The 18,198-nt window shown below is 71.6% G+C and carries 11 protein-coding genes; 7 read left to right on the forward strand and 4 right to left on the reverse strand.

Translation table 11 applies throughout. The annotated features are described in order from the left end of the window. The 6 genes from D7Y15_RS35800 to D7Y15_RS35825 all read left to right on the forward strand — a co-directional run. The coding region (locus D7Y15_RS35800) for an FtsX-like permease family protein (protein ID WP_121755398.1) at nt 1-1,207 on the forward strand (1,207 nt) is incomplete at its 5' end. A 102-nt stretch (nt 1,208-1,309) separates the two neighbouring features. Further along, nucleotides 1,310-1,852 carry a hypothetical protein gene (locus D7Y15_RS35805; RefSeq protein ID WP_120579794.1) on the forward strand — a complete coding sequence of 181 codons (543 nt, stop codon included), beginning with the start codon at nt 1,310-1,312 and terminating at the stop codon, nt 1,850-1,852. Between the two features lie 255 nt (nt 1,853-2,107). Then, nucleotides 2,108-5,932: a DEAD/DEAH box helicase gene (locus D7Y15_RS35810; protein WP_233605220.1), complete on the forward strand. Its 3,825-nt coding sequence runs from the start codon at nt 2,108-2,110 to the stop codon at nt 5,930-5,932. A 91-nt stretch (nt 5,933-6,023) separates the two neighbouring features. Next, on the forward strand, nt 6,024-7,430 hold the full coding sequence (locus D7Y15_RS35815; protein ID WP_121755393.1) for a pitrilysin family protein: 1,407 nt from the start codon (nt 6,024-6,026) through the stop codon (nt 7,428-7,430). 35 nt (nt 7,431-7,465) lie between these two features. Continuing rightward, nucleotides 7,466-8,953: a pitrilysin family protein gene (locus D7Y15_RS35820; RefSeq protein ID WP_233597346.1), complete on the forward strand. Its 1,488-nt coding sequence runs from the start codon at nt 7,466-7,468 to the stop codon at nt 8,951-8,953. Nucleotides 8,954-9,115: 162 nt separating this feature from the next. After that, complete coding sequence (locus D7Y15_RS35825) at nt 9,116-10,732, forward strand: hypothetical protein (protein ID WP_148712959.1); 1,617 nt, start codon at nt 9,116-9,118, stop codon at nt 10,730-10,732. An 18-nt stretch (nt 10,733-10,750) separates the two neighbouring features. Here D7Y15_RS35825 and D7Y15_RS35830 read toward each other — a convergent pair whose 3' ends face one another. After that, nucleotides 10,751-11,947, reverse strand: coding sequence for a DUF1615 domain-containing protein (locus D7Y15_RS35830; RefSeq protein WP_121755395.1), 1,197 nt, complete (start codon nt 11,945-11,947; stop codon nt 10,751-10,753). A gap of 258 nt (nt 11,948-12,205) precedes the next feature. On the opposite strand from D7Y15_RS35830, the gene D7Y15_RS35835 reads away from it, so the two are divergent. After that, nucleotides 12,206-14,425, forward strand: a complete 2,220-nt coding sequence (locus D7Y15_RS35835; protein WP_121755396.1) for a M4 family metallopeptidase — start codon at nt 12,206-12,208, stop codon at nt 14,423-14,425. 120 nt (nt 14,426-14,545) lie between these two features. Here the strand turns inward: D7Y15_RS35835 and D7Y15_RS35840 are convergent, their stop codons facing one another. The 3 genes from D7Y15_RS35840 to D7Y15_RS35850 all read right to left on the reverse strand — a co-directional run bounded on the left by D7Y15_RS35840 (nt 14,546) and on the right by D7Y15_RS35850 (nt 18,086). Further along, nucleotides 14,546-15,370, reverse strand: coding sequence for a hypothetical protein (locus D7Y15_RS35840; RefSeq protein WP_233597347.1), 825 nt, complete (start codon nt 15,368-15,370; stop codon nt 14,546-14,548). A gap of 93 nt (nt 15,371-15,463) precedes the next feature. Continuing rightward, nucleotides 15,464-16,273, reverse strand: coding sequence for a hypothetical protein (locus D7Y15_RS35845; protein WP_120579802.1), 810 nt, complete (start codon nt 16,271-16,273; stop codon nt 15,464-15,466). Nucleotide 16,274: 1 nt separating this feature from the next. Continuing rightward, entirely contained in the window at nt 16,275-18,086 is a 1,812-nt protein-coding gene (locus tag D7Y15_RS35850) for an acyl-CoA dehydrogenase (protein WP_121755397.1), read from the reverse strand. Nucleotides 18,087-18,198 lie beyond the last annotated feature (112 nt).

The raw sequence follows: 18,198 nt of genomic DNA on the forward strand, positions 1-18,198 counted from the left end.
GGCGGGAGCCCCTGGGGGGAGTTCCCGCGCCAACCGGCGTCTGCGGGGGGCCCTGGTGGTGGCGGAGCTGGGGCTCACGCTCGTCCTGCTGGTGGGGGCGGGGCTGCTGGGACGGGCTTTCTTCCAGCTGATGGGGACGTCCCCTGGGTTCGCGGTGGACCATGTCCTGACCGCGCACCTGGCCATCCCCCGGGAGCGGTTCGCGGACGGGGACCTGCCGCGGCGCCTGTTCGAGCCGGTGCTCGAGCAGGTGCGGGCACTGCCGGGAGTGCGTGCCGCGGGGATGACCTCGCTGCTGCCCATCCAGCGGGCCTGGAGCAACTTGCGCTACACGGTGGAGGGCGAGCCGCCCCCGGACCCCGGGGAGACGCCGTCGGCGGAGCGCCGCGCCTCCAGTCCCGGTTACTTCTCCGCGCTGGAGATTCCGCTGCTCGCGGGGCGGGACTTCACCGCCCGGGACGCGGAGCCCGGACAGCCGCCGGTCGTCATCGTGAACGAGACCCTGGCGCGCCGGCACTTCCCGGAAGGGAGCGCGCTGGGACGCAGGCTCCTGTTCGCCGGGGGGGCGGCCACCATCGTGGGGGTGGTGGGCGACGTGCGCCAGGCCGGGCTGGACAAGGTGCCGCTCGCGGAGCTGCACGTCCCCTACGGCAGGCCTTGGGGCGACAACGGGATGGTGCTGGTGCTGCGTACCGGGGGGGGCCCAGAAGGGCTCACGCCGGCGCTCCGGGAGGTGGTGCGGCGGCTGGATTCGGACGTGCCGGTCCACCGTGCGCTGACGATGGAGCAGGTCATTGAGCAGTCGCTGGGCATGCGGCGGCTGGTGCTGTGGCTGCTGGGGGGCTTCGCCGTCGTGGCGCTGGTGCTCTCGTCGGCGGGGCTCTACGGCGTCATCTCCTATCTGGTGTCGCAACAGACGCGGGAGATTGGAATCCGCATGGCCCTGGGCGCGCGCTCCGCGGATGTGCTCTGGCTCGTCATGGGGCACGGTGCGTTGCTGGCGGGCGCGGGCATCGGGCTGGGGCTCGCGGGTGCGCTGGCGCTGGCTCGCGTCCTGGAGAGCCAGCTCTACGGCGTCACGGCCCACGACCCCCTCACGTTCGGAGGCGTGGCGGCGCTGCTCGGGGCGGTGGCGCTGCTGGCCTGCTGGCTCCCGGCCCGCCGGGCCACCCGGGTGGATCCGCTCCTGGCCATCCGCTCGGACTGATGGGGCTTGCCCTGTCGCTGGCCTGGGGCCTCCCGGTCGACGCACCGGGTGCACATCCGGGCGCGACGCGGTAGATGGGTGTCCCGGAGGTTCATCAACGCAATGGACGCGAACGTGGTGGCGGAGCTGGAGAAGGCGGGCGTGAAGGTGGAGGACCCCATGCGCCTGTTCATCCCCGTGGAACGGGACGAGCAGGGCCAGGTGAAGGTCGTGGGCGACGAGGTGCCCGTGCGCTTCGGTGACGTCACCGCCCACGTGCGCCTGCAGCCCATCTCCGCGCTGTGGACCGGGAACAAGCAGCCCCCTGACTTCAGCCGGCCTCCCTTCCCGGAGTACGAGCCGTTCTTCTTCCTCATCGAGGCCACCGCCGCCGGCTTCTGCCGCGACACCCGCCACGCGGAGGTCGACCAGGAGTTCTCCCAGCTCTACCGGCACCTCGCGCGCCGGCCCGACGGCCACCACAAGAACGCCCTCTTCTCCTACCTGCGCGCCGCCGCCCGCCTGTACCTGTCCCTGCGCGACGTCAGCCAGGCGGAGTTCGAGGCCGTGGCCCAGCGACTCCACCAGTCCGCCAAGCTGCACGCGGGCCACGTCGGCAGCACGAACTACTTCCAGGCCGTGCTGCGGCAGGTGCTGGGCGCCTAGCGTCCGCTGGGAGCGCTCGCCGGGCCGCCGGGTGTCCACTCGCGGGGGCTCCGGCGTGACGACTTGAGGAAAAGGCTCGTTGGAAGGCCACCCCATGGGTAGTTTTTCCATTCGATGCCCTCCCGCTCCGCCTCAGCGCCAGCCTCGTCCTCCTCTTCGCTCCGGCAACGGATCACCCGGAAACATCTCCAGGAGCTGGCCGACCGGGAGATGTTCGCCCAGGCCCGGCGGTGGCTCATTCAGGAGGCAGTGGACGTGCGGCCGCCCTCCCAGGAGTGTGTCCGGGGGACCGTCACCGAGGAAGGCACCGGGCGCATGTTCGACGCGGCCCTCTGCGTGGACCCCGACTCCCGGGGGCTGCTGCTGGAGTGTGAATGCGCCGCGTACTGGGACGAGGGGGTCTGCGCGCACGCGGTCGCGGTCGGGCTCGCGTGGCTCCAGGCCTCCGGGCTCCAGGTGCGGCGCGCTGCTCCGTCCCAGCCGTCTGTTTCCGAGCGCCGCGTGGAGGCCCCCGCGCGGCCCTCCACGCCCGTCGACATCCAGCGGTGGCTGGTGGAGCACCAGGTCGGACGTGCCCGCGCCGTGCCCCTGGCCGTGCTGGCGCCCCTGCTGTCCGCCCCCTCCACGCGGCACGTCCTCCCCGTGCTGCGCAAGGCCACGGTGGTGGACGCGCTGGAGGGCAGCTCGAAGCTCCGCCGCGCGACGGCCCTGGAGCAGAAGATGCTCGCGGAGGCCGCCTGGCAGTGGGTCCGCGACGAGGCAGGGCGCGTGTCGCGCGGGCTGGCCCATGAAGCCTCCGCGCAGCCCCTGCCGCCGCCCACGGATGGCCGCCTCGCCCCGCTGCTGGAAGCGCTGACGCGGGCCCGCGCGCGGATCCGCGAGCAGGCCCTGCCCCGCTCGTTGTCCCCGGTTCCCACGGTCATCCTCGCGGAGCGCCCCTTGCGGCTGCTCGTGAAGGACCCGGAGCTCGCGGTGTGGCGCCCCACTCACCACTCCGAGAGCGCCCAGGCCGAAGGCTTCGCCGGGCTCGACCCTCGCGCCCTGATGGAGGGCCGCCCGGGCGTGGCCTGTCAGTGCAGCCCCGGGGACGCCGAGGCCACCTGCGCCCATGCCCTGACCGCCGTCGACGCGGCGCTGGCGTTCCTGGTGCAGCCGAAACAGGCCTCACTCGCCGTGCGGCTGGCGGAGCTGTTGCTCGAAGCGCCGGGGCGCGAGCTGCTGTCCGCGCTGACGGCCTCCGCCCTGGAGCGGACGGTTCGCGAAGAGGCCCCGGCGGACGGGCGCTTCGTCACCTTCCGGCTGGAGCCGGAGTTCTCGCGCGGCTGGCGGCTCCGGCCCTATCTGCACTTCCCCTCGAAGAAGGGTGGGCTGACCCAGGGCCATGCCGTCGCCGGGTACGACCGCGGCAAGCTGCTCCCGTCGCTCCATGACCCGGATGAGCGCCGCGCCTGGTCCCTCCTCGAAGCGGGGGAGCGGATGGAGCGGCACTCGGTGATGTATGGGATATACGACGGGCCCATGGACGACATGGGGGGCGGCGCGCCGTACGCGCTGCTGCTCCAGGCGCTGCGGTCGCTCGCGCGCAGCCCCCGGCTCCGGATCGCCGGCGGCGCGGACGCCCCGGCGCGGGTGCGGGAGGCGTCGCTGGGCTTCGCCCTGGAGCAGGATGGACAGGCCCTGCGCCTGCGGCCCGCGGTGGACGGGCGCCCCGTGACCGCGGAGGCCCTGACGCCGCCTCCCGAGGGGCCGCTGACCTCCCAGCCGTGGCTGCTCGTCGAGCCCGCCGCGCCGGGGGTCACCCTGGTGACCGTGCCCCCCGACGCAAGGGCCCTGCTCGAATCCCTGGCGCGCCACGGCACCTACGTCTCCGAGGGGCAGCGCGGCGCGTTCCTGGAGCACCTCTCCACGCTGGAGGCGGCCTTCCCGGTGGCGCTGCCGCCGGCCCTGGAGCCCCGCCCCGTGGAGGCCAGCCCGGGCCTGCTGGCGCGGCTGCGCGCGGTGGAGGACTCCGCGCTGGAGGTCTCGCTCCTCGTGAGGCCCCTGCCGGAGGCGCCTCCCCAGCCCGTGGGCGAGGGCGCTCCCGTGGTCCGCGGCCAGCGGGACAAGGAGCGCGTCATGGTCCGGCGCGACCTGGACGCGGAGCGGAAGGAGGCGGACGCGCTCCTCTCACGTCTGTCATTGCCGGCCGGCATGTATCACTTCACGCGCGACACCGCCGAGGACGCGCTCCAGTTGCTGGAGGCGCTGGAGCCGCTCGCGGGTCCGGAGCTGCGCGTGGAGTGGGCGGAGCAGCCCTGGACCGTGACGCGCCCGGAGACCTCGAACGTGCGGGTCCAGATCCTGCGGGAGCACGACTGGTTCGGCGCGAAGGGCGGCGTGGAACTGGAGGGAGCGCGCGTGGAGCTGGCGGTCCTGCTGGAGGCCGTGCGCCGCCGCCAGCGCTACGTCCCGCTGGGGAAGGGGCGCTGGATGCGCCTGACGGAGGCGCTGCGCGAGCAGCTGACCCCGCTCGCGGACGTGGCGCACCCGGGGCGCAAGGGACTGGAGGTGAGCGCCGCGGCGGCGCCCGCGCTGGACACGCTGAAGAAGGCGGGCGCGAGCGTCCAGGCGCCCCCGGACTGGCTCCAACTGGCGAAGCGCATCCGTGATGCCCACGCGCGCGCGGTGCGCGTGCCCCGGAGCCTGAAGGCGGAGCTGCGCGACTACCAGCGCGAGGGCTTCGTGTGGCTCGCGCGGCTGGCCTCGTGGGGCGCGGGCGCGTGCCTCGCGGACGACATGGGCCTGGGCAAGACGGTCCAGGCGCTGGCCCTGCTGCTGTTTCGCGCGGCGGCCGGCCCCGCGCTGGTGGTGGCGCCCACGTCCCTGCGCGGCAACTGGGTGCGCGAGGCCGCCCGCTTCGCGCCGTCGCTGCGCGTGCACGTCTGGCAGGACGCGGACCGGGACGCCCTGCCGGCCCGGCTGGGGCCCCGGGACGTGCTGATCATCAGCTACGGCCTGCTGGCGAGGGACGCCGCGAAGCTTTCGGACGTGACGTTCGCCACGCTGGTGGTGGACGAAGCGCAGGCGGTGAAGAACCCGGACACGGCCCGGGCCCGCGCGCTGCGCGGCGTGAAGGCCGAGGCCCGCGTGGCCCTCACCGGCACGCCGGTGGAGAACCGCCTGTCCGAGCTGTGGAGCCTCTACCACCTGCTGTTCCCCGGCCTGTTGGGCGGGCGCGAGGCCTTCCACTCGCGCTTCGCCGTCCCCATTGAGCGGGACCGGAGCGCGGATGCGCGCGCGTCCCTGGCCCGGCTGGTGCGCCCCTTCCTCCTGCGCCGCACCAAGGCAAACGTGGCGCGCGAGCTGCCTCCGCGCGTGGACACGGTGGTGCCCGTCACGCTGTCGGACGCCGAGCGGCGCGTGTACGACGACGTGCGGCTCGCGGCCCTGGCCCGGCTGGGCGAGGAAACTCCTGGCGGAGACCAGCGCTTCGAGATGCTGGCCGCGCTCACCCGACTGCGATTGGCCGCCTGTCATCCCCGCCTGGTGGATCCGGACACGGGGCTGTCCTCCTCCAAGCTGGAGCGCGTGCTGGAGCGGGTGGAGGAGTTGATGGCGGAGGGAGGTCGCGCGCTCGTCTTCAGCCAGTTCGTGCGCCACCTGGCCCTGGTGCGCGACGCGCTGGCGGCGCGAGGCATCGTGTTCCAGTACCTGGATGGGCGGACGCCCGCGGCGGAGCGGCAGTCCCGCGTGGAGGCCTTCCAGCGAGGGGAGGGGGCGCTCTTCCTCATCTCGCTCAAGGCGGGCGGCACCGGCCTCAACCTCACCGGCGCGGACCACGTGCTCCATCTGGATCCGTGGTGGAACCCCGCGGTGGAGGACCAGGCCTCCGACCGGGCCCACCGCATCGGGCAGACGCGTCCCGTCACCGTGTCGCGGTTCGTCTCCGAAGGCACCATCGAGGAGGCCATCCTCGCCCTCCATGCGGAGAAGCGGGAGCTGGCGGACAGCCTCCTGTCCGAGGCGGACGGCGCGGCCGCGCTGTCCCCCACGCAGCTCCTGGGGCTGCTGCGCTTCGGCGCGGGGACCCCCGAGGATTGAGCCGGAGCCGCGCACCCACGCGGCGTTTCTGGAATAGGGTGCGTGGCCGCCCGTTCCCGGGCGCCGCCGTGGTCCCTCCCCAGGAGCAAGGATGTTCCGTCCACCGTTGTCGTGGTTCGCCTGTCTGGCCCTCCTGGGTGCGCCCCAGGCCGGGGCCCAGGCCGCCTCCGAGTCGTCCGCGAAGCCCGCAGCCGCCTCCACCCCCGTCGCGAAGCTGGGCTCGGACATCCAGGCCCGCACGCTGAAGAACGGGCTCACCGTCATCGTCTGGCCGGACCACGACATCCCCAACGTGGCGCTCGCCAACTGGTTCCGCGTGGGCAGCCGCAACGAGCGCCCCGGCATCACCGGCCTGTCCCACTTCTTCGAGCACATGATGTTCAACGGCGCGAAGAAGTACGGCCCTGGTGAGTTCGACCGCGTCATGGAGGCCAACGGCGGCTCCAACAACGCCTTTACCTCCGAGGACGTCACCGTCTACCTGGACTGGTTCCCGGCCTCCGCGCTGCCCCTCATCCTGGACCTGGAACAGGACCGGCTCCAGTCGCTCTCCTTCGACCCCAAGGTCATCGAGTCCGAGCGCGGCGTCGTCTACTCCGAGCGCCGCTCGGGCGTGGACAATGACAACAACGGCGCGCTCCAGGAGCAGCTGCAGGCCACCGCCTTCGTCGCGCACCCGTACCAGATTCCCGTCATCGGCTGGCCGTCGGACATCGAGTCCTGGCGCATGGAGGACCTCCAGCAGTACTTCAAGACGTACTACGCCCCCAACAACGCCACGCTCGTCCTCGCGGGCGACCTGGATCCGGCCCGCGTCTTCGAGCAGGTGGAGGCCACGCTGGGCACCATCCCCTCGCAGCCCGCGCCAGAGCCCGTGCGCACCAAGGAACCCGAACAGCAGGGCGAGCGGCGCATCGTCGTGAAGAAGCTGGCGCAGTCCCCGCTGCTCCAGGTCGCCTACCACGGCCTCGCCGCCAACGACCCGGACATGGAGACGCTGGAGCTCTTGGGCCTCATCCTCTCGCACGGGGACTCGTCGCGCCTGCACCGCAAGCTGGTGGACGAGGCGCGCGTGGCCATCCGCGTCCGGAGCTCCACGGCCGGGGGATTCGACCCGTCGCTCGTCTGGTTCTCCGTGGACCTGACGCCGGGCGGTGACCTGGCGAAGACGGAGGCGCTGCTCACCGCGGAGCTGGCTCGCGTGGTGAAGGACGGTGTCACCGACGCGGAGCTGCGCAAGGCGCGCAACGTGGCCCTGGCCACCTTCTGGCGCAAGCTGGAGACCAACAGCGGCCGCTCCCGCGAGCTGGGGAACGCCGCCACCTTCCGGGGAGACTGGAAGGCCCTGTTCGATGCGCCCTCGCGCTACGAGCAGGTCACCCGCGACGGCGTGAAGGCGCTGGCCGCCCGCATCTTCAACCCCGACCACCGCACCGTGGGCTGGCTCGTCCCCACCACGGCTCCCGCTGCCCCGGCCAGCAAGGAGTCCGCGCGATGAGTGCTTCCTTCCGCCTTCGTTTCTCGGGTCCCCACATGATGCGCTCCACCCTCGCCGCGCTGCTGTTCACCTCCGCGTGCGCGACCGCGCCGACGCCCGCTCCCTCCTCCGCGCCCACGCCGCCGGAAGCCCCGGCACCGGCCACGCCCGCGCCCGCGGTCCCGCTGTCCACGAAGGGCGTGACGCTGCCGGAGACGACCTCCGTCACGCTGAAGAACGGCGTGCGGCTGCTCCTCGTGGAGAAGCACGAGCTGCCACTGGTGTCCTTCAGCGCATGGCTCAAGGGCGGCGCTGTCACCGACCCCGCCGGCAAGGAAGGCCTGGCCGCGCTCACCGCCGAGCTGCTCCAGAAGGGCGCGGGCTCTCGCAACGCCCAGCAGTTCGCCGACGCCGTGGACGGCGTGGGCGGCGAGCTGGACGTCGTGCCCGCACGCGAGGCGCTCGTCCTCAACGGCAGCTTCCAGTCCCGCGACACCGCGCTGATGGTGGAGCTGCTGTCGGACATGCTCGTGCGCCCTCGCTTCGACGCGCAGGAGCTGGAGAAGGCCCGCGCGCTGCGCGTGTCGGAGATCGCCTCCGCCAAGGACGGCGACCCGCGCATGCTCATTGGCGTGTACTTCAACGCCTTCCACTTCCCCTCGCACCCGTACGGCGGATCCGCGGTGGGCAGTGAGGCGTCGCTGCCGGGCATCAGCCGGAGCGACGTGCTCGGCTGGGCGAAGGCGAACCTGGGCGGGGACCGGCTCATCCTCTCCGTCGTGGGCGACTTCGACGCGAAGCAGCTGGCCGCGAAGCTGGAGGCCGCGCTGGGCGGATGGGCCCCGGCGGCACAGTCGCTCGCCGCCGTGCCCGCCACCGCGCCCACGAAGGGCCGCCACGTGCTGCTGGTGGACAAGCCCGACGCCACCCAGACCTACTTCGCCATCGGCAACACCGGCATCCGCCGCACCGACCCGGACCGCGTCGTGGCGGAGCTGGGCAACACCGTGCTGGGCGGCCGCTTCACCTCGCTGCTCAACACCGAGCTGCGCGTGAAGACCGGCCTCACCTATGGTGCACGCTCCGCGCTGGCCCCGGCCCTCCAGCCCGGCACCGTCGTCCTGACGTCCTATACCCAGACGGCCACCACGGGCCGTGCCATCGACCTGGCGCTGGACGTGCTCGCGCGCTACCGCCAGGACGGCATGGATGACGCCATGCTCGCCTCCGCCAAGGCCTATGTCCTGGGGCAGTTCCCGCCGACGCTGGAGACCGGGGAGCAGCTGGCCATGAAGCTGTCGGAGCTGGCGTTCTACGGACTGGACGCACAGGACGTGAACGGGTTCGCGGACGCCGTGTCCTCGGCCACCCGCGGCAGCGTGCACACCGTGCTCCAGCGCGTCCTGCCCGCCCAGGAGGACCTGACGTTCGTCCTCATTGGCAAGGCGGAGGCCCTGCGCGACGTGGCCCGCAAGTACGGTCCCGTCACGGAGATGAAGATCTCCGACAAGCGCTTCGCCCCGCCGACGGCTCCGGGCCGATAAATGTCAGATGGAGGTGGGCGCAAGCCTTGAAGCGCGCCCACCGGAATTACCCATCAAAAATTAAATATCCAGGAAGTCAGACCCTTCGCGTATAGGTGGCAGTGTCTGGTCGGGGCCGGGACCGGACAAACACTGCCAAATTCTTGTCGCGAAGGGGCATCCATGCCCTTGCGACGTCTGTCTTTGTTGCTCGTCCCCACCTGCGCGGCCTGGCTGGGCTGCGGGGAAGCCGCGCCTTCCTCCGAGGAGGTGAACCCTCCCGAAATCGCGCTGGACCCCCGCGAGGGGACCGCGGTCATCGCCAACGAGGACATGCTGCCGGGCTGTGGTGAGCCCGACGCGGGCACGGGGCCGGTGGACGCGGGCACGTCCGTGCTGGTGACTGCGGACACGCGCTTCCACTCCAGCGCCGGGGTGGCGGTGGTTCCCCAGAACCTGGCCGGCCGCGACCTGGAAATCCTGGTCCCCAACGGCGTCGACTTCGACCGGTACACCGGCACGCCGGTGGCGGGGGGCATGCGCTTCGACAACGTTCCGGACGGTGAGTACTTCCTGCGCTCGAGCCGGCACTACTTCCTGACGCGCGAGCGCCGCTTCGACCTGGGCGTCAACCGCATTGGCCGGCCGGACGCCGTCTACGTGCCCGTCACCGAGTCCCCCATGTCGGCGGAGCTCTTCAACCTGGATCCGTGGCAGGACTACACGTCCATCTCCGAGCCGGGCAGCTCCGTGCAGCTCATCAGCGCGGACGTGGACCTCTACAGCACGTCGTCCCTGTGGACCCAGGCCGGTGACACGTCCATCGTCGACCCGTACGCCTACGCGTACTTCAGCACCGGCTACGGAGCGCCCGTCCTGGATGCGTCGAAGGGCGACCGCCTCTACGTGAACCAGCTCAACTCCGTGCATGCCGGCACGCTGCCGAGCGGCGGGACCCTGGCGTACCAGTCCGTGGTGAGCAGCGCGCACCTGCCGTCGTTCTCGTTCACCCCGGACGGCACCACTTCGCTGCCGCTCGAGGCCACGTTGGCGCCCGTGAGGCAGACGCCCTTCTCCCTGGAATGGCGCCTGAACGAGTTCACCCGTTGGCGCTCGGACGCGAACCCCAGCGGCACGCTCAGCTATCCCTCCATGGCGCTGGTGCCCGCGCCGTTCGGCTACCAGCACGGCTGGGTGGGCTACCAGGGAGAACTCTTCAACATGTGGCTGCCACGCGGTGAGAATGGCGTCATCGCGAGCCGGCTCGCCTACGGCAATCCCTATCCGTCCAACTGGGGCGTGGTGGGCTCCGTCGGCTATTCGTTCCGGTCCGCGACGCCCGTCGTCGTGGGGGGCCGGACCCACTACCCCAGCGGCAGCATCTACGTCACCGACCGGCTGGACCACCTCATCGCGGGTCCCATCCAGCCGTCCGTCTCACCGCCGCGGGAGCTGCGCATCGACGGCGTGGATGCCTACGTGTCGCGCGTCGTGGGCTCCAACCAGCCGGTCATCGACTGGCGAGCCCCCGTCATGGGCACGCCCCGGAACTACACCGTGTCCGTCATCCAGCTGATCGACACCTTCGCCGCCAACCCGACGGTGCGCTTCTACGTGCCCGGTGACCGGACGCAGGTCCGCCTGCCGCCGGGTCTGCTGCTGCCCGGGTCGACCTACTACGTGCGCGTGATGGCGGAGGGTTCGCCGAACTACGAGCCCTCGCGCGCGCCGTACGTCACCGGGGAGCTGCTGCCCATCATCACCGCGGACACGTTCAGCGCCGTCTTCACCACTCCGTAGTCCCGACGTGGCGGCCCGCTACCGCGCAGGCTGGCGGTGGCGGGCCATGCACTGCTGGTAGCGGGCGTCCACCGACTTCGCGAACCACGCGGTGGAGCGCTCCCCGCTCAGCTTCACGCTCTTGAGCGTCACCTGGGGCAGCTGGGCGTAGGCGGGCGCCTGTCCCGTCCGGTTCGCGTACACGCGCTTCACCGCCAGGTACGTGTCCGTCTTCTCGAAGTCCGCCGTCTTCTCCTCCTCCACGTCCCGGCGCACCCGGCGCTCGCTCAGGTCCGGCGCGTAGCGCTGACGGAAGAGGAGCAGCGCCTTGAGGCTCTGGCTGTCCTCGCCGCGCGGCTCACCCTCCTTGTCGTACAGCTGGAGGTCGCCGTCGGTCGCCAGGGCGACGCCGGTGAGCCGGCTGACCTGGGCCTGTAGCGCCGCGTTGCGCGAGCTGTAGACGCCGCTGTTGAAGTCCGCGAAGCGGTAGAGCGGTGCGTCGTACGCGGCCTCGAAGCCCAGCAGCCGGGAGGTTCCGTAGCGCACGCCGCCCGCGCGCGTGTAGAGCGACTCGCGCACCGCCACCGGATCCGCGTCCGGGCCCGCCTTCGCCACCGCGTAGCGCACGCTGACCTGCATGGAGCCCGCGGTGGTGACGGGGTTCTGCCCCGCGAACGAGGACGGGCCGAACAGCGAGCTGGCCAGGTCCGCGGCCGCGTACGCCGCCGGGTACTCCGCTTCGTAGTACGCCAGCATGTCCCGGAAGAGCCGGTCCAGGTCCCGCTCCGTGCGCAGGGTGTCCAGCCGTGCCCCGAAGGTGCGCTTCGCCCCCTTCGGCTTCGCCGCGAGGACGTCCGCCAGCAGCCTGCGTCCCACGGGACCCAGCCGTCCCGCCGTGCCGTCCAGCTTCTGACGCACCATCCTGGGCAGCCCCGGCACCGCGGGGTCCGCCTGGAAGCCGGACTCCTGTTCGATGATGGCCAGCACCTGACACACCTCCGGCGCCGCGGCGGGAATCGCCTCCGCGTCCAGGGCCGCCAGCACGTCACCTGCCCAGCCCTCGCGCTCCACCCCCTTCACCTTCGCGGGCAGGAGCCGCGCCACCTGCGCCACCGACAACGTGGGCGGCGCGGGCACCTGCGTCACCACCGGCGCCCGCGACGCGCAGGCCGTGAGCGCCAGCAGCACCCCCACGCACAGCCCTTCCGTCCACCGGCGCCCGGCGTTCCGCGTCATGTCAGCCCCCTGATGCATCCTTCCGCCCGTCTCATGAAACATTTTTTGAGACATCCTGGGGGCAGGTCCGTTCTCTCAGGAGAGCCGGTGAAGAGCTGCAAAGCTGTTGAAATTTTCCAGAACGGCAATTCAGGTTCTCTAGGTTTGCTCAGCAGGGCGGGTAAAAGTGGCTAAACGTACTTTTGCCAAAAAGTAGTTGCTCTGATGATTTCAAGTGTGTCACGTATCATCCCGCTGTTTCTTCATGGAGGTATCGCGTTGGCTCATCGACTGTTGAAGACGATTGGCGCGGCCTGGTTGGGCGTGGCTCTGACGGCGTGCGGTACGCAGGGTTCCTCGGGAGAGGAGACGCAGGCGCCTGAGCAGGAGAAGTCGGGCGAGGACATCCAGAGCACGCTGAACGCGCTCGGTGGTGCCCAGGTGCTGGGCGTGCACGCGGACGGCATCCCCGACAGCATCCGGGGCGAGCTGGGCCGGGTGGAGCGGACGCTGAACACGCTGGACGCGAGCCGCCAGGCGGTCGCGGGCGTGGCCCCGGCGTTCCGGCTGAACGCGGACGACATGGTGCTGCGCAAGTCGAACACCGACGAGCAGGGCAACCAGCACCTGCGCTTCACGCAGACGAAGAACGGCCTGGAAGTGGTCGGCGGTGAGCTGGTGGTGCACGTGCGTCCGGACGGCACGGTGTTCCGCGCCAACGGCTCCGCGCGCGACGGCCTGAACGTGTCCGCGCTGCCGCGCATCGCGGCCGCGTCCGCGCGGGATGCGGCGCTGAGCTCCACGGTGGGCACGGGCCTGGAGGTCCAGGGTGCTCCCCGCCTGGTGTACGTGCGCACCGAGGAAGGCGCGCTGCGCCTGGCGTATGAGGTGAAGGTCACGGGCGAGAACGACCTGATGCCCCTGCGCGACCGCGTGTACGTGAGCGCCCAGGACGGCTCCATCGTGCTGCGCGCGCCGGAGATCCACACCGCGCTCAACCGCAAGGTGTACAGCGCGAACAACGGCACCAGCACCCCGGGCACGCTCAAGCGCAGCGAGGGCCAGGCGGCCATCGGTGACTCGCATGTCGACATGAACTACGACATGCTGGGCTACACCTACGACTGCTACAAGGTGCTCTTCAACCGCGACTCGCTGAACAACGCGGGCACGGCGCTCATCAGCACGGTGCACTACAGCCGCAACTACGTGAACGCCTACTGGGACGGCACCCAGATGGTGTACGGCGACGGCGACGGCGTGAACTCCATCGAGCTGGGCAAGGACGCGGACGTCACCGTCCACGAGCTGACCCACGCCGTGACGGAGTACGAGTCCAACCTCACGTACTCCGGTCAGTCCGGCGGTCTGAACGAGGCGATGTCCGACACCTTCGGCGCCGTCTGCGAGAGCCGCGTCAACGGCTGGAGCACCGCGGCGGACATCTGGATGGTGGGCGAGGACGTGTGGACGCCGGGCACGCCGAACGACGCCCTGCGCTACATGGACGACCCGGCGAAGGACGGCGCGTCCAAGGACTGGGCGGCCAACGTGACGTCCGGCACGGACGTGCACTACAGCTCCGGCGTGCCGAACCTGGCGTTCGCGCTGCTCTCCAAGGGCGGCGTGCACCCGCGCGGTCGCAGCACCATCAACGTGCCGGCCATCGGCGTCGAGAAGGCCGCTCGCATCTGGTACAAGGCCAACACCGACATCTACACGGCGGGCACCACGTTCGCGCAGGCGAAGACGTGGACCATCCAGGCCGCCTCGGACCTGGGCTACGACCAGGCCACGCAGGACGCGGTGAAGGCCGCCTGGGAAGCGGTGGGCGTGGGTGGCACTGTGACGCCCCCGACCTCCATCCCGCTGACCAACGGCACGGCGGTGACGGGCCTGGGCGACAGCTCGGGCAACTCCAAGTACTACTCGCTGGTCGTTCCGGCGGGCGCCACGGCCCTGACGTTCACCACCACGGGTGGCACGGGTGACGTGGACCTGTACGTGAAGTTCGGCGCGGTGCCGGACGCCTCGACCTACGACTGCCGTCCGTACGCCAGCGGCAACGCGGAGACGTGCACCATCACCAACATCCAGGCGGGCACGTACTACGTGATGCTGAACGCCTACTCCACGTACGCGAACGTGACGCTGAAGGGCAGCTTCACGGCCCCCGGCGGTGGTGGCGGCAACGTGCTGCAGAACAACGTCCCGGTGACGGGCATCTCCGGCGCCTCCGGCTCGTTCACCAACGAGTGGATCACCGTGGACGTGCCGGCGAACAAGACGGTCACCTTCTCCACCGCGGGCGGCACGGGCGACGCGGACATGCACGTGAAGTTCGGCTCCTCGCCGACGACCACCTCGTACGACTGCCGTCCGTACCTGTCCGGCAACAACGAGTCGTGCAGCATCACCAAGACGACCGCGGGCAAGTACTACGTGAAGATCCGTGGCTACAGCGCCTACTCGGGCGTGACGCTCAAGGCCATCTGGTAGTCGCATCCGCATCCATCCCGGCTCCCTTCGCGTGAAGGGAGTCCGGGACGAAGACAGGCACCCGGGGAGCCCACATGGCTTCCCGGGTGTCGTCGTTTCAGGCGTCGGAAGAAACGCGAGCTAGCGCCGCACTTGCACGTCGCGCGCGACGGTGCGGCCGCCCATGAGGACGAACTGCGCGCGCACCGGGGTGCCCTCCTCAAGCTCCTTGAGGGGAACGCGCTGGCCCTGGCGCAGGCCGCGGCTGCGCTGGTCGAGCTGGAGCTCGTAGACGGTGCCCTCGCCGTCGCGCACGTGCAGGGTGTCCCTGCCCACGCGTGTCACTCGGCCGCTCACGGTGCTGGACGCGATGACGACCTGCTCCAGCGGCCGGTTGGCGGAGGTGTCCGTCACCGCCGCCTGCGCCGCCTTGGCCGCGCCCTCGTACCAGGACTCGTCGTCGTTGGCCTGCACGGCCTGGGCGCCAATCATCACGCGGCCCTCGGCGGGCGCCTGCGTCGCGGGCGTGCCGTCCGGGTTGGCCTGGGGCCGCTGCTGGGCGTTCGCCTGCTGGGGGGTCGGATTCGCCGGAGCGGCCTGCGGGGGCCGGGCGGCGTTCGGGTTGGCCTGGGCGTTCTGACGGGCCGGGGCCTGCGCCGTGGCGCCTTGCGCGGGCTCGTTGACGCGGGGGCCTGGCAGCGGCCGGGCACCGGGTGGCGGCGCCGTGTCCGGAGGCACCTGCGCGTTCGCCGTGGGCAGCGCGTCGCCACTGGGGACGCGGTCGCCGTCCACGGTGTTCCGCGCCAGCGCGGGCGTGGCCGGCACCATCAGTCCGCCGCTCGCGGAGTCGCGGGCCTGCATCGTCGTCGGTGACGCCGGCACCGCGTCCTCGGTGTCATGCTCCTGACAGCCGGAAGCGAGCGAGCACAGCCCCACCATCCCCCACCACATCCACCGTCCACCCATCCGCCAACCCTCCCGCAGGCAAACCTGCGGACGACCCCCTGTCGTTGCAAGCGTCCGGCGTGCGACGGGGTGTTGGGTTCTGGATGGCGAAGGCTACGCGGGGAACGTGGCGGCCACTGCGTGCACGTGCTCGCGCACCAGCGCCCTGGCGGTGAGCAGCTCCGTCACATCCGAGGGCGTGTAGCCCAGGCACAGCACCACGTCGTCCTCGGGGGCGGCGCGCGTGCCCAGCGCCGCGTAGTCGAGTGAACGCGGGGCGGGTTCGCCTTCCGTGTCGTGGGTGAAGCGGCCGAACACGGCGGCCTGTCCGTCGCGGCCGGGGGCCGTCTCCTTGAGGGCGAAGAGGCGGCGCACGGCGGCGAGCGATTCGGGACGCTCGCGCATCAGGTCCGGGGACGCGGGGCCTCCCAGCTCCCACTCGAGGAGCTTCAGGCAGCCGCGCACGAACTCCACGTCGGTGATGACCAGCCCGTAGAGGTACCAGTCCGCGCACGCGGCCTGGACCAGTCGGGCCTGGGCGTCGGTGAGCCAGCCGAAGGACGGACAGGTGAACGTCTCACAGACGGTGGCGCGGTAGACGCCGCAGTCGCGCAGGTCCGTGCCGCCCGTCACCAGCGGGTGGCCCAGGCAGCCCACGCGCTGGTGCTCCGCGTCCAGGAAGCCCAGCAGGGGACACACCCGCACGATGGGGAAGAGCGCGGGGGCGTCCCGGTTCGCGGTGAGCTCGCGCGCGGCCTCGGCGTAGGCCTCGGGCGTGTGGGGCGTGCGGGAGAGCCGCTCCGTCTGCGTGGTGAGCCGCCGGGTCAGCGCCGCGCGCGAGTGGTCCCGGAAGTTGTAGAGGCCGCAGCAGGCGCCGCACGAGGCGCCCGCGCCGGGCTGGCACAGGTGGAAGGAGACGGACATGTCAGAACCAGTCCGGACGCATGCGCGCGTAGGAGTCCTCGCCCGTACGGCACAGGTGGGCGAGCAGCGGCACGCGCGGCACCTCCACCGCGAACCAGTACTGCGCGGCGGCGAGCTTGCCCTCGTAGAAGGCGGTGTCCTCCGACGTGGGCGCACGGGAGAGGCCTTCCTTCGAGGCGGCGGCCTGCGCGAGCCAGCGCCACGCCACGGCCACCACGCTGAAGAGCTCCAGGAAGTCCGTGCTGTGGCGGAGCATCACGTCCACTTCCCCCGCCATGCCGCGCGCGCCCAGCTCCAGCGTGAGGGCCGCGGCCTGCTGGAGCGCGTCCTCCAGCGCGTCGCTCCACGCGGGCTCCACTCCGGCGGCGCGGGCGCGGGTGGTGGTGGCGCGCACCTCCTCGTCGAGCGCCTGGAGCGCGGCGCCGCCCTCCGCCACTGCCTTGCGCCCGAGCAGGTCCAGGCCCTGGATGCCGGTGGTGCCCTCGTGGATGCTGTTGAGCTTCTGGTCGCGCAGCCACGCTTCCGGCAGGTACTCGCTGGAGTAGCCGTAGCCGCCGTGGATCTGGAGCGCGAGCGCGTTGGCTTCGAAGCCCTTCTCCGCGGGGAACGTCTTGGCGATGGGCGTGAGCAGGTCCAGCAGCAGCTGCGCGCGCTTGCGCGTGGCTTCGTCCTGAGCGTGGTGGGCGAGGTCCGCCTGCGTGGAGGCGGTGAGCAGGAGCGCGAGGCCGCCCTCCACGATGGCCTTCTGGCGCAGCAGCATGCGCCGCACGTCCGCGTGTTCGATGATGGGGGACTGGGCGCGCGTGGTGTCGCGGATGCCGGCGGGGCGGCCCTGGGGGCGCTCTCTCGCGTAGGCGAGCGACTCCTGGTAGGCGACGGCGGCGGTGGACACGCCGTTGAGGCCCACCATGATGCGCGCCTCGTTCATCATCTGGAACATGCACGCGAGCCCGCGTCCGGGCTGGCCCACGAGCCAGCCGTGACAGTCATTGGCTTCGCCGAAGTTGAGGACGAGGCTGGGCAGGCCGCGCCAGCCAATCTTGTGGATGACGCCGGCCACCTGGACGTCGTTGGGGGCGAAGGTGTCCCCTTCCGGCCTGCGCGCGGGCACGGCGAAGAGGGACACGCCGCGCGTGCCGCCCTCCGCGCCCTCGATGCGGGCGAGGGTGAGGTGCACGACGTTGTCGGTGAAGTCCTGGTCGCCGCCGCTGATGAAGATTTTGGAGCCCTGGAGGCGGTAGGAGCCGTCCGGGGCGGGCGTGGCGCGCGTCTTCACGTCCGCGAGGCTGCTGCCGGCCTGGGGCTCGGTGAGGGCCATGGTGCCGGTCCACTCGCCCCGGTACAGCCGGGCCATGAAGGTGTCGCGCAGGAAGGGCGTGCCGAAGACTTCCAGCAGGTGCGCGGCGCCAATCGTGAGGCCCAGGTAGCCATAGGCGCTCAGGTTGGCGGCCATGAGGTAGGCGCTGGCCACGGCGTGCACGGTGAGGGGGAGCTGCTGGCCGCCGACGTCGGGAGGGCGGGTGGCGGTGAGCAGGCCCAGGTCGACCATGCCGGCGTAGAGCGAGCGCATGGCCGGATGGACGCGCACGCGGCCGTGTTCGAAGACGGGCGGGGCGGCGTCCATGGGCCGGTAGGTGGGGGCGAGCACCTCACGGGCGAAGCGGCGGGTGCTGTCCAGGAGGAGCGCGAAGGTGTCGCGCGAGTGCTCCTGGAAGGCAGGCAGCGCGCAGAGGGCGGTGGTGTCCAGCGCTTCGTAGAGCTGGAAGTCCACGTCGCGGTCCGACAGCAGGGGGTTGGGGCGGGGCACGCTCATGCCCTGGTTCCCTACCAGGACGCGATGGGGTCGTCGAAGTCGTCGTGCGGCGGGCATCCACCGCCGGACGCGGGAGGAGCGGCCTCCGGGCGTGGGGCGGGCGGGGGCAACG

Origin of the sequence: Corallococcus sp. AB030, assembly GCF_003668965.1 — a bacterium.
Classification (GTDB): Bacteria; Myxococcota; Myxococcia; order Myxococcales; family Myxococcaceae; genus Corallococcus; species Corallococcus exiguus.

Bases quoted from the DNA above. Each gene is read 5' to 3' on its own strand.
- D7Y15_RS35805 (WP_120579794.1), top strand. From the start codon at position 1,310: ATGGACGCGAACGTGGTGGCGGAGCTGGAGAAGGCGGGCGTGAAGGTG.
- D7Y15_RS35825 (WP_148712959.1), top strand. From the start codon at position 9,116: ATGCCCTTGCGACGTCTGTCTTTGTTGCTCGTCCCCACCTGCGCGGCC.
- D7Y15_RS35840 (WP_233597347.1), bottom strand. From the start codon at position 15,370: ATGGGTGGACGGTGGATGTGGTGGGGGATGGTGGGGCTGTGCTCGCTC.
- D7Y15_RS35850 (WP_121755397.1), bottom strand. From the start codon at position 18,086: ATGAGCGTGCCCCGCCCCAACCCCCTGCTGTCGGACCGCGACGTGGAC.
- D7Y15_RS35815 (WP_121755393.1), top strand. From the start codon at position 6,024: ATGTTCCGTCCACCGTTGTCGTGGTTCGCCTGTCTGGCCCTCCTGGGT.
- D7Y15_RS35845 (WP_120579802.1), bottom strand. From the start codon at position 16,273: ATGTCCGTCTCCTTCCACCTGTGCCAGCCCGGCGCGGGCGCCTCGTGC.
- D7Y15_RS35820 (WP_233597346.1), top strand. From the start codon at position 7,466: ATGATGCGCTCCACCCTCGCCGCGCTGCTGTTCACCTCCGCGTGCGCG.
- D7Y15_RS35830 (WP_121755395.1), bottom strand. From the start codon at position 11,947: ATGACGCGGAACGCCGGGCGCCGGTGGACGGAAGGGCTGTGCGTGGGG.